This is a genomic window from Mangrovivirga cuniculi, assembly GCF_005166025.1.
In the GTDB taxonomy this organism is placed as follows: domain Bacteria; phylum Bacteroidota; class Bacteroidia; order Cytophagales; family Cyclobacteriaceae; genus Mangrovivirga; species Mangrovivirga cuniculi.
Genome location: NZ_CP028923.1, coordinates 1,057,501 through 1,068,316, shown reverse-complemented (window position 1 = coordinate 1,068,316; position 10,816 = coordinate 1,057,501). Strand labels below are relative to the sequence as shown.

Below are 10,816 nucleotides of genomic sequence, written 5' to 3'. Positions count from 1 at the left end.
GTTATTTTCTCATAAAAATTGCAATAATTGGGGTGACTAGCAATCCAAGTAGTAATTTTTTTATTCCCTCTTTAAATACTATCCCACTTATCGTTACTTCATTGATATTGGCCAGATCTGTTGCTCTCCGCTCAGATGAATATTTATCCGGGTACATCTCAGCTGTTCTATTATAAAAATCAATTGATTCCTTTTTATAATTGATTAGTGCCTCAGGTTCAATATATGCCATAAACAAATAAAGAAATGCTGAGAATCCTACTGCAGCCATAATGTATATGATCATTCCCATAGACATTCCCTGCCAGAATCTTAATTCACCACCTTGTCTGTATTTCTTAAATTCGTAAGTGGCAACTCCGATCAAAACCAAAAATGATAAACCATCAATAAAAATGGTGTTAAAGTTTATAAATGGCTTTTGATCTGTATAAAAAAGTACAGTAAATGAAATGATAGTGATCAGGATAGCAAATGCCCCGTATCTTAGTGCTAATTTTATCATCTTTTAATTTTGATCCTGAAAAATGTTGTTACCAAAAATAACAGCTTTTACCTTCCCCTTTATTTTTTCTCCAAATCTAGGATGATTTTTACTATTACTCTTATTTGTTTCATCGTTATATTCCCAAATCTCTTCCGGATCAAATAAAGTCAGATCAGCAACTTCTCCTTCCTCTATTTTGATTTCATCGAGCCCCATTAGTTTTCTGGGCTGTAGTGACATTGCTTCTATAATCTTATCCCCTTCAATCTCCTCTTTTAATTTCCATACTTCGGAAATTGCTGTTTGGAGGCCTGTAACCCCAAAGTCAGCCAGATCATATTCCAGGTCTTTTGATTCCGGATCATGAGGATGGTGATCAGTAACAATACAATCTATAATACCTTCTTTAACACCTTTTACTAAAGCCTTCCTGTCTTCCTCTGATCTCAAAGGTGGATCCACCTTGTAGTTTGAATCAAACATCATGTTTTCTTCATCAGTATAAAGTAAGTTGTGTATCGCTACATCGCAGGAGACATTAAGGCCTTGATTTTTTGCCTCAGCAATAAGATCGACGCTTTCTTTACTGGATATTGTAGAAAAATGAAGTTTCCCTCCGGCATACTTCAGTAATTCGATATCGCGTCTTACCATTAATGTTTCAGCCAAAACAGGAATTCCCTTCATCCCAAGGCGGGTACTATTAACACCCTCATGCATTTGCCCGAATTTTGACAACCATTGGTCGCATGGCCTGTTAACCAACAATGCATCAACTTTCTGAAGATATTGTAAAGACTTAACTAAAATATCCGTATTCCATACAGGTTTATCACCGTCCCCAAAAACTTTCGCCCCTGCAGTATACAGATCAAGCATTTCCGTAAGTTCCTCCCCTTCAAGATCTCTCGAGACACCAGTCATGGGGTATAACTGAACTAACGAAGAATCATTTCCTCCAAGGATGTATTTAACATCATTTTTGGTCTGAACAGGAGGTTTTGTATTTGGAATAACCAGGACGTGGGTGTAACCGCCTGCTGCAGCAGCATCCCTTCCCGAGTTTAATGTTTCCTTATGCTCTAGCCCGGGATCACATAAGTCAGCTCTGAAATCGACCAGCCCCGGAAATAGAAATTTATCTCTGGCATTGATAACTTTTGCTTCAGAAGACGCAGATATCTTATCCCCAATTTCTTTAATTTTTCCGTTACTAATTAAAATATCTATTTCTTTCCGGTGATACTTGTGGCCCGGAAAAACTAAAAATGCTGATTTTATAAGCCAATTCATGCAGGTAAATTTAAATCATTCTTATTAATATGATTTCAATAAGCAAAAATATTAAAGATCCTATTAAAAACCACTGCCAGATATCCTGACCATAATCCATTCGATCAATTGTTGCTCTGACTTTAGCCATGTCCGGATCTGTCAGAATCTCCTGATCGGGATAGAAAACTTTTAATGAATCTGAAGTTATCTGTTCAAGATTGCTTTCGTCCCCTCCCAGGTTTAATGCTAATACTCTGATAATATCTTCTCCAGAGATCACCTTATAATGACCTGGACCAATCTCGGCTTCCAGTGGAAGAAAGATCGAGACAGATTTTGCACTATATCTCACTTCCGGAATTATAACATTTTCGTCATTGGATAATTTTATAATATCATCCCTTTCAGTTTGCCAGTCAAAAGATATTCCTTCATCTGTTTCTTCAATTTTGTAATAAAGATTCTGCATTGCATTACTACTATAAAATGCTGTTTTATATAACATAGGAAGAAATAATCCGTGATTATGAATATTGGTTATTGAATCTTCAAGAGATGTGCTCAAAAAATATAATGGTTTTTGGATTTCGGCTCTTCCGAATAATGTCATTCCATTATTTAAAGTTATTACCGGTTCAGCAGGTCTCCATCTCAATTTAGGTTTTACCCATGGTACATCCAGGTTTTTAGGAATATTTTCAAAGACCCCTTCCATAAAAGGATTATCAAATGAGCGCTTTTCAACCAATACTTTTTCATTAATATTTACCTCTGTGAACCCATATTGCGATAAAAATTGCCTTACTTGTGATGACACGCCGGTGGATTCTCCTCCAATAACCAGTACAAAGCCTCCATCTGATAACCTCGAACGTATGGATGATAATAGAGAAGTAGATATTTCAGTTAATCCATTAACAATCAGTAAGTCTGAATAATTTATATTCTGATAATCAATATTTCCAAACGAATAATAATTGTAATTAAACAGCTGATTATCATCAAATAAAGCGTCAAATACGGATTTCTTATATTCAGAAATTACACTGACACTAACTGTAGATAATTTATTTAAAGACCAGAAAAACTCATTATCGAAACTGACAGGGAGATCCTCAACTACGATCCGACCCTTATTAATATCCAATAATTTGGTTTTAATGTCAAAAGTAATTGTCTCAGTTGTCTTAGCACTGAGGTTAATTTCTGTAACACCAACCTGACTACCATTTAGTTCAACTCTTACAGGAATATTCTCTTTACTTTCATCTCCATAATTCGTTATATCAACATTCATCTTAATCTCATCAGCAATGCCCGAAACAGGTTCGGTAAGATATAAACTATCAATAGAAATATTGGCAACTGGACCATATTGCAAGGGTATGAAAATAAAATTCTGATTATCAACCTCCACTTGTGTATCAAAAATTGATTCTGAAAATCAGAAATAAGATAAATATCTGATTCTCCAATCTCAGGGTCACCAAAGGAATCAACAAGCGAAGAAATTTTTTCGCTTTTCGCTGCTACCTGTATAGAAGATAAAAATTCTAATGCCGCTTCCTTTCCAAGATTATTGTACCTGTTAAACGGATGGTCGGAGGTTACAATATAAAACTCAGTGTTAGGGTCATATTTTTGAACAATCTCGTTACCAATTCCTACAGCTTTGTCAATCAAGGGAATACCATCTTCACTTTCAACTGTCATCGAAGGTGAATTATCTACAAATATTACGACACTTTCACCTTTCTTTTTATCAGTTTCTGATGGGATATATGGTCCTGCGAAACATATAACCAAAAGTAGTAAGAAAAGAATCCTTGATATGAGAATTAAAATTTTCTTCAGGTTATTTTTAGTGTCTGAATGATTTTTAACAAGCTTTAAATTTTTTAAACTACTGAATTTTAATCTTTTAGCTCTCCTGAATGAAAACAGGTGAATTATCACCGGTATTGATAAGGCAAATAAAAACCATAAGACTGCAGGATATAAAAATTGCATATATTCGATTCGCGATATTTAGCTCTATGTAATTAAATCTTACATTATAAAACCAAAGTGAAATAACACCTTTTTGCAATTTAAATTAAATGTTTACACCTTGAAATAAAAACATAGCTTTATGAAAAAGAATATTTTTTTAAGTGCTTTATTTTTGAGTTTAGTCTTTGCTTGTAACACGATTACTGAATCTGAAGAAGGCTCAGAGGATTCTGTAAAAGCAGAAGAGCCTGTAGCGATCGATCAGGACTCGATAACAGAAATTAATGAGATCGATTCGGTAGCCACTCAAATTTCTGAGGAAGCAACGGATCTTAAACAAAAATCGAGCGAAATTTTAGAAGATTTAAATAACTAATATCATGAGAAAGAAAATACTTGTATTTCTATTATTAATTACTGCCCTGTCAGTTTCTGATGGATTGGCCCAGGGGAAGTCGAATAAAAAAGGAAAAGATAAAACTGAAAAGCAGGACAAACAGGACAAAAAAGAGAAATCTAATAAAGGTAATGCTTACGGTAAAAATAAAGGAGATCTAAGCGGCAGGGAATTTGGACAACAACGTGCAGCAGAAGCGAGAGCGAAAGCCTTAAAAGAAATTGATGAGGCTGAAAGAGAAATAGAAGAAACTGAAGATAATATAAAAGAAGCTAAAGAAATTCTTGAAAGGAAAAGACGTAGCAGAGAAATTTCTGATCGTGAATACGAAGAAAAAGAAGAAGAAATTAAAACTGTCGACCAAAAAATAAGATCCTTAAAAGAAAAGCTTGAAGAAAGAAAAAAAGTTTTAAAAGAATCTTCAGACGATAGTGAAACTTCAAGTGAAAAGATCAAACAAACTGAAGAGACTATTAAAGAAATAAGAAAAACTAATAAGGACGTATTGAAAAATTAATGTTCATATAATTAAAAATTAATAGAAGGTTTGGCTATCATCTTAGGGTAGTATCTAAAAAACTGTGTAAGTGAGGTTCGGGTAGTTTAAACTCGGACCTTTTTTAATATCTATTGCATTCCACAACAATGAGTTAATTAATAATCAGTTGGTAAATAGTCATAGAACTATTTTTAATCCAGTTACTATCCCGATTAAAAGAATTAACCCTAAAGAAATAACTTTAAACCTTTCCTGGGGAATGAATTTTAACAAATATTTCCCTAAGTGAGTTCCTGCAAAGCCTATTACAAATAAAAAAGGAATATAAATCCATATTTCTTTTTTAATATATCCATTATTATAGTAGACTATCGTTCTTGTACTATCAATCATTAGATCGATCATTGTAGAGGTTGCTATGAACACGTCTTTTTTTAAATTAAATGCATTCATAGTAATGCCTCTTATCGCTCCCCCTGTACCAACTAATCCAGCAGTGAAACCTGAAATGGCACCTCCGGCAATAGAAGATTTTTTAGTAGGTTCAATTTTTAATTCCTTTTTAACTAAAAATAAAGTGGAAAGAGAGATAAGAAAGACCGCTAATAAAATTTTTAAAATCGTAGTATCCAATTTATCGGATAAAACCCCTCCAATTATAACGAATAATACAGATGGAATACCTAAGTAAATCAGTAGTTGTCTATTTAAGCCCTTTCTAAAAAGTGCGATCTTCGATAGGTTGCTCGATAAATGAAATACTGCTGTAAGACCCAACACAGTGTAAAAATCAAAGTAAAAATTTCCAATAGGCACAAAAAATACCGATGAACCAAAGCCTCCGATAGTACCAATCACTTCAGCTATAAAAGCCAGTATTAGAAATATTATGCTAAAATCCTTAAACAAACTATATCTAAAATCCCTTTGGTTATCAACAACAAGATATAAAAAGATCGAATATTTTTTACCAGACTTTCATTTTAGTTAATATATCCTGGGATTAAAAACAACATTATTCGAAATCAACTTTTGCAGGTAAATAAAACTGAGATTTTTCACATCACATGTTAAATAAAAAAGGCCTGAAATCAATTTCAGGCCTTTTGATTAGTTAAATTTTTATGTTTTTATAGTTCCTGATATTCCAATTGAAGAATTTCCCTTTTGTACTCATAGTCACCATCTATATCAGTACTACTTTCCATATCAACATCAATAAACATTTTATCACCACTAAAACTGACAGTACCAATCCTCACATCATCATCTATCCACAAATGGAGTTCATTATTTACATAATTCCATTCTCCGCCAGCCATTATATTTTCGTAATGTACCGTATCTTTTGTTATATCTCCATCAGAATATATTCGGGTATAAACATACGAAGCATCACCGGATTCTACTAAGAATTGTGGATTATACTTAAATTCAGCTATAAGACTATCATCAAAAACTTCAATAAAAGCCATGGAAGTATCATGTCTGATCTCCCCAAATACATCACGTATGTTTATCTGGGTCATTTCATAATTGAAATCTGTCAATTTCCAATCACCAACAATCTTGAATTCTGTGTCTTCAACGACTTCTGTACTCTCACATGAAATGAAAGCCATTAATACAGCAAAAAGTAAAATATATTTTTTCATGTTAAGATTATTTAATTTTAATGAACGTGTAATTGACCTTAGCATTTTCATAAAAGTCATAACCAAAAGTATTAGTGTAGAGATTTTCCTCTCCAAATAATTTCATGGTATTTCCATTTAATTCTTCAATGAATAATGCCTTTCGTTCGCTTCCAGAGCGAAAGATCAAAGAGTCACCAACATGCTCCCATTGAGATGAACTGAATATACTGATCCCCTGGATAGTATATTGATCAATGTTATCAGAATATTGCATTCCATAACTCCCTGAAGTAATTAAATCATTCGGATTTTCTTCGATATCGAAATAATATTCTAAATTAATCCCCTCTCCATTCACTACCTGGCCATTTTGAAAAACTCCCTGGTAATAAATTTCAACTGTATTTAATGAATTCATTTCCGTAACCTTCCACTGACCAACTAATGGTTCATCAGAACTCGGATAAGTTATAATTTCTTCCTGTTTACAGGATGTAATAATAACTATTGCTATTAGACTTAAAAGCGTCTTATTTATAAATTTCATTGTCTCTCTTTATAAATTAATTCCTAACCAATGTCATCTCATTAACAGAATGAACTTCTCTTGTCACTCCTTCCGAAGCACCTTTCCTGGTTTGCTCCACCTTTAAAAATAATTCAGTCTCAGTTAATTCAATAACATCATAAACGGTAACTACATCTGCATTTGACATAGTAAAACGATCATTCTCGTGTAACCATTTGCCAACCAGTTCAAATTCAATATTTTCCTGATAGCTAGTTCCAAAGTCATTAGAAGATGCCCAGCTATAAATGCCCCAACTTTCATAGGTTGCGTCTGCATTTAATTTCAAATTATAATCAAGATCATAAGCATATCCTGAGAATTCGAAATCATACAATAATTCCTCATTCTCATAAGTTGCCTGATATTCATTATAGACAATTGAGGTAACTTTCCATTCTCCTACTAAAGGGCTTTCAGATTGCGGTTGCTCTTGAACAATTATATTTTCCTCAGTACAGCTGGTAAAAATCAGCAATAGGAATAATAATCCTGTTAAAGGACTTACTCTTAAAAAATTCTTCATAGTTTGATACTCCTTAAAAAAATCAGACACGAAATAAACCTTTTATTATTCAAAAGTCAATTAACAATAAAGATTTATTATCATAAAATTTAAAAAGGAAGATTTCCGGAGAAAAAGATAATCAGTTACGGTTTTTACAATCTGATAAAGTGAAGGTTAAATCGAACTTCTATATGTTCCTTTACTTTAACTGTCCCTAAAAACTTGACCGGTGGTTTCAGTCCAAATTCCTTCATATTTATTCTTACTCTACCCGTACATTTCAACTGGCCTGCTTGAGTTTCGGTTGTATAAATGGGAACTTTTTCCTTTTGTGTTTTACCAGCTACTGTGAGGTTAATGATAAAATAACCTATTTCTTTATTACGATCAGTTTTGGAATTTAGGTTATCCTGGTCATACCAAAAAGCCTTTATAAATTCTAATTTAATATTGGGATACTTATCAGACTTCAATAATTCTCTGAAGTCATTATTCATCATATTTTTACCACAGTCAAACTTATTAACAGGGAGCTTTATTCCCCCTTTTTTAAATAATACTTCGACTTCATCACTATTTTCCATTGTGCCCTTAAACAGGGTGCCTTTATAAGTGTCCTCATCACTAAACTCACAAACAAAACTATTGACATTTGTTTCTACGAAAATTCCAAGATTACTGTCTTTGAGAAGTTTTATGTCTAAAAGAGCTGAGCTGGAATCATCAGACCCATTACTGCCCTGACTGAATCCGACAATTGAATTAAGACTAAAAACAATAACAAATAAACTTTTAATAGAAATAATCCTGTAAAATAAACTAGACAACAAATTGAATTCTGACATTTGAGAAGGCGTTTATATTAATTTAATCAATAAAAAAGACTCCACTATTTATTAGCTACTTTTTCCCATACTCTTAGGAAATTTTTACCACAGATTTTCTCTATATCAGTATTAGAATATCCTCTGGTTTTCAATGCTTCAATTATTACCGGATAATCCGATACATTTTTAACTTCTTCAGGCAAATAAGAAACACCATCAAAATCAGATCCGAACCCAACATGATCAATCCCGGCTATTTTAACTATATGATCTATATGATCCACAATATCATCCACTGAACTTTGAATAGGTAATTCTTTCTCTAATTCTTTCATTAGTTTGTTTCCTTCGTCAGAACCAACTTCAACTGACCTTTCATTAAGAATAGATAACATTTTATTGGCGTTACTTGCAGAACTGCTGTTCAGAAACATAGAACCAAAATTAACCATTATAACTCCATCATTCTCTCCTATTCTTTTTATCAGATGATCAGGAAGATTTCGTGGAAAACCAGGAGTTAACTGCCTGCACCCTGAATGCGATGCAATAACCGGATCTTTTGTAATTTCAAGGACATCTTCTACCGTTTCATCTGATACATGACTCACATCTACTAAAATGCCAAGCTGATTCATTTTTTTAACTACATTATACCCGAACTCACTTAACCCTCCATGAGGCTGTATATCATCTGTACTACTGTCGCAAATTTCATTTGATTTAAAGTGACAAAGGGTAATGTATCTTATCCCTTTATTATAAAAATGCACAAGGTTCTCTAGATCATTGTTAATCGGAGAACCATTTTCCATTCCCAGAGGCAGATAAATAATTTCATTATCAAATTTATTAACTATATCATCCGGGCCATAAATCAGTTGAAATTTGCCAGGAAATTTTTCCGAAATGCTATCTACAAGATTAATTAGTGAATTTGCAGCTTGAAATGCCTCATTACCATCAAGAGAGGGGGGTGTATAAATAGACATAAAAGCAACATTTAATCCCCCATTAATTGCTTTCGGGTAATCAAAATGACCGGTATTAAAATCCTTAGAAACATCTATTTCTTTAGACTCATTTGATATCCTATATGGTAAATCTATATGCGTGTCAATTATTAATATATCCTTGGCAAACTTATCTGCAGAAAATTCTATATCGGAAGAATTCGTTTGCTTCTCCTCAGATGATCCGGGTTTACAGGATGACACTAAAGACAAAAAGGCTATGAATAATAGTAATCTCATAATAGTTTATTAGTTAGAATTTAGAATAAAACTAAATTTCTATTAAGAAGAAAGGAAGCATTAAAAATTTATTTGAAAACAGGAAGGAATAAAAGAAGGAAGGAGAACAGAGGACAAAGAGTGAAGAACAGAGTGAGAGCGGAAGAAGGAAGGAGAACAGAGGACGAAGAGTGGAGAACAGTGTGAGAGTGAATAAAGGTAGGAGAACGGAGGGCGTAGATTGGAGAGTGGGTGTGAGAGCGAGAGTGGAGATCAGTCGTCTTGGTAGGATAGAGCAAAAAAAAGAGCCTCATCTGTTTAGACAAGGCTCCTTAATAATAAAATGGCGATGACCCATGACGATAAATGTCAGGGTCTGGTCTTTCTTTGAACTATAATAAAAAAACCCTGACTACTTTAGTTGTCAGGGTTCTAAATAATAAAATGGCGATGACCTACTCTCCCACATTTAACTGCAGTACCATCAGCGCTGAGGGGCTTAACTTCTTTGTTCGAAATGGGGAAAGGTGATCCCCCTCGCTATAGTCACCATAAACTCTTGGTCAGTTCTTTTACTGACACCAATATCTTTTGACATATCAAACACACAAGTAAACTTCAGATTTAAAATAATCATAAGTACATTAAGACTGGATCCTTAGGAGATCCCTGGAAAGTTACAGGTAATTAGTACTGCTCGGCTATGCTATCTCTAACTTTACACCTGCAGCCTATCAACGTCATCGTCTCTGACGTCCTTTAAAAGAAGCCTCATCTTGAGGGGAGTTTCGCGCTTAGATGCTTTCAGCGCTTATCTCTTCCGAACATAGCTACTCGGCACTGCAGCTGGCGCCACAACCGATACACCAGAGGTTCGTCCAACCCGGTCCTCTCGTACTAAGGTCAGGTCCTCTCAAGCTTCTAACGCCCACAGTAGATAGGGACCGAACTGTCTCACGACGTTCTGAACCCAGCTCGCGTGCCACTTTAATGGGCGAACAGCCCAACCCTTGGGACCTTCTCCAGCCCCAGGATGTGACGAGCCGACATCGAGGTGCCAAACCTCCCCGTCGATGTGAGCTCTTGGGGGAGATCAGCCTGTTATCCCCAGAGTACCTTTTATCCTTTGAGCGATGGCCCTTCCATGCGGAACCACCGGATCACTATACCCAACTTTCGTTCCTGATCGACTTGTAGGTCTCACAGTCAAGCACCCTTATGCTATTGCGCTCTACGCACGATTACCAACCGTGCTGAGGGTACCTTTGGAAGCCTCCGATACTTTTTTGGAGGCGACCACCCCAGTCAAACTACCCACCACACACTGTCCCCGTCTAACGGGTTAGATATCACGTAAACAAAGGCCGGTATTTCAACAACGGCTCCACCACGCC

12 protein-coding genes and 2 rRNA genes (1 of these 14 cut by a window edge) are annotated in these 10,816 nt (G+C 34.8%); 2 read left to right on the top strand and 12 right to left on the bottom strand.

The features are described from left to right. Position 1: 1 nt before the first annotated feature. The 4 genes from DCC35_RS04910 to DCC35_RS04895 are packed head-to-tail and all read right to left on the bottom strand — an operon-like array spanning position 2 to position 3,772. Positions 2 to 505 carry a DUF4199 domain-containing protein gene (locus tag DCC35_RS04910; RefSeq protein WP_137089732.1) on the bottom strand — a complete coding sequence of 168 codons (504 nt, stop codon included), beginning with the start codon at positions 503 to 505 and terminating at the stop codon, positions 2 to 4. A gap of 3 nt (positions 506 to 508) precedes the next feature. Then, positions 509 to 1,780, bottom strand: coding sequence for a dihydroorotase (locus DCC35_RS04905; RefSeq protein WP_137089731.1), 1,272 nt, complete (start codon positions 1,778 to 1,780; stop codon positions 509 to 511). A 10-nt stretch (positions 1,781 to 1,790) separates the two neighbouring features. After that, positions 1,791 to 3,143, bottom strand: a complete 1,353-nt coding sequence (locus DCC35_RS04900; RefSeq protein WP_137089730.1) for a CARDB domain-containing protein — start codon at positions 3,141 to 3,143, stop codon at positions 1,791 to 1,793. Next, positions 3,056 to 3,772: a BatA domain-containing protein gene (locus DCC35_RS04895; RefSeq protein ID WP_137089729.1), complete on the bottom strand. Its 717-nt coding sequence runs from the start codon at positions 3,770 to 3,772 to the stop codon at positions 3,056 to 3,058. The genes DCC35_RS04900 and DCC35_RS04895 overlap by 88 nt, the downstream gene beginning before the upstream one ends. A 121-nt stretch (positions 3,773 to 3,893) precedes the next feature. On the opposite strand from DCC35_RS04895, the gene DCC35_RS04890 reads away from it, so the two are divergent. Together DCC35_RS04890 and DCC35_RS04885 are read left to right on the top strand one after the other, a co-directional pair. Further along, positions 3,894 to 4,130 (top strand): hypothetical protein, encoded by a 237-nt coding sequence (locus DCC35_RS04890; RefSeq protein WP_137089728.1) that lies wholly within the window; start codon positions 3,894 to 3,896, stop codon positions 4,128 to 4,130. Positions 4,131 to 4,134: 4 nt separating this feature from the next. Continuing rightward, positions 4,135 to 4,668: a hypothetical protein gene (locus DCC35_RS04885; RefSeq protein ID WP_137089727.1), complete on the top strand. Its 534-nt coding sequence runs from the start codon at positions 4,135 to 4,137 to the stop codon at positions 4,666 to 4,668. A gap of 159 nt (positions 4,669 to 4,827) precedes the next feature. Here DCC35_RS04885 and DCC35_RS04880 read toward each other — a convergent pair whose 3' ends face one another. From DCC35_RS04880 to DCC35_RS04845, 8 genes are all read right to left on the bottom strand, one after another. Further along, the gene (locus DCC35_RS04880; RefSeq protein WP_137089726.1) at positions 4,828 to 5,559 is read right to left on the bottom strand and encodes a sulfite exporter TauE/SafE family protein; all 732 of its coding nucleotides are present in this window, start codon (positions 5,557 to 5,559) and stop codon (positions 4,828 to 4,830) included. Between the two features lie 221 nt (positions 5,560 to 5,780). Further along, entirely contained in the window at positions 5,781 to 6,305 is a 525-nt protein-coding gene (locus tag DCC35_RS04875; RefSeq protein WP_137089725.1) for a hypothetical protein, read from the bottom strand. 7 nt (positions 6,306 to 6,312) lie between these two features. Further along, on the bottom strand, positions 6,313 to 6,834 hold the full coding sequence (locus DCC35_RS04870; RefSeq protein ID WP_137089724.1) for a hypothetical protein: 522 nt from the start codon (positions 6,832 to 6,834) through the stop codon (positions 6,313 to 6,315). Positions 6,835 to 6,850: 16 nt separating this feature from the next. Continuing rightward, the gene (locus DCC35_RS04865) at positions 6,851 to 7,381 is read right to left on the bottom strand and encodes a lipocalin family protein (RefSeq protein ID WP_137089723.1); all 531 of its coding nucleotides are present in this window, start codon (positions 7,379 to 7,381) and stop codon (positions 6,851 to 6,853) included. A gap of 134 nt (positions 7,382 to 7,515) precedes the next feature. Further along, the gene (locus DCC35_RS04860; RefSeq protein WP_137089722.1) at positions 7,516 to 8,208 is read right to left on the bottom strand and encodes a YceI family protein; all 693 of its coding nucleotides are present in this window, start codon (positions 8,206 to 8,208) and stop codon (positions 7,516 to 7,518) included. 44 nt (positions 8,209 to 8,252) lie between these two features. Further along, on the bottom strand, positions 8,253 to 9,443 hold the full coding sequence (locus DCC35_RS04855) for a dipeptidase (RefSeq protein ID WP_137089721.1): 1,191 nt from the start codon (positions 9,441 to 9,443) through the stop codon (positions 8,253 to 8,255). Between the two features lie 421 nt (positions 9,444 to 9,864). After that, positions 9,865 to 9,976 (bottom strand): 5S ribosomal RNA (gene rrf / locus DCC35_RS04850). Positions 9,977 to 10,090: 114 nt separating this feature from the next. Further along, positions 10,091 to 10,816, bottom strand: a 23S ribosomal RNA gene (locus DCC35_RS04845); it runs 2,164 nt beyond the window's last position.

Excerpts from the sequence above, each read along its gene's own strand:
- DCC35_RS04905 (WP_137089731.1), bottom strand. The coding sequence starts at position 1,780 with ATGAATTGGCTTATAAAATCAGCATTTTTAGTTTTTCCGGGCCACAAG.
- DCC35_RS04895 (WP_137089729.1), bottom strand. The coding sequence starts at position 3,772 with ATGCAATTTTTATATCCTGCAGTCTTATGGTTTTTATTTGCCTTATCA.
- DCC35_RS04865 (WP_137089723.1), bottom strand. The coding sequence starts at position 7,381 with ATGAAGAATTTTTTAAGAGTAAGTCCTTTAACAGGATTATTATTCCTA.
- DCC35_RS04910 (WP_137089732.1), bottom strand. The coding sequence starts at position 505 with ATGATAAAATTAGCACTAAGATACGGGGCATTTGCTATCCTGATCACT.
- DCC35_RS04890 (WP_137089728.1), top strand. The coding sequence starts at position 3,894 with ATGAAAAAGAATATTTTTTTAAGTGCTTTATTTTTGAGTTTAGTCTTT.
- DCC35_RS04870 (WP_137089724.1), bottom strand. The coding sequence starts at position 6,834 with ATGAAATTTATAAATAAGACGCTTTTAAGTCTAATAGCAATAGTTATT.
- DCC35_RS04875 (WP_137089725.1), bottom strand. The coding sequence starts at position 6,305 with ATGAAAAAATATATTTTACTTTTTGCTGTATTAATGGCTTTCATTTCA.
- DCC35_RS04855 (WP_137089721.1), bottom strand. The coding sequence starts at position 9,443 with ATGAGATTACTATTATTCATAGCCTTTTTGTCTTTAGTGTCATCCTGT.
- DCC35_RS04860 (WP_137089722.1), bottom strand. The coding sequence starts at position 8,208 with ATGTCAGAATTCAATTTGTTGTCTAGTTTATTTTACAGGATTATTTCT.
- DCC35_RS04885 (WP_137089727.1), top strand. The coding sequence starts at position 4,135 with ATGAGAAAGAAAATACTTGTATTTCTATTATTAATTACTGCCCTGTCA.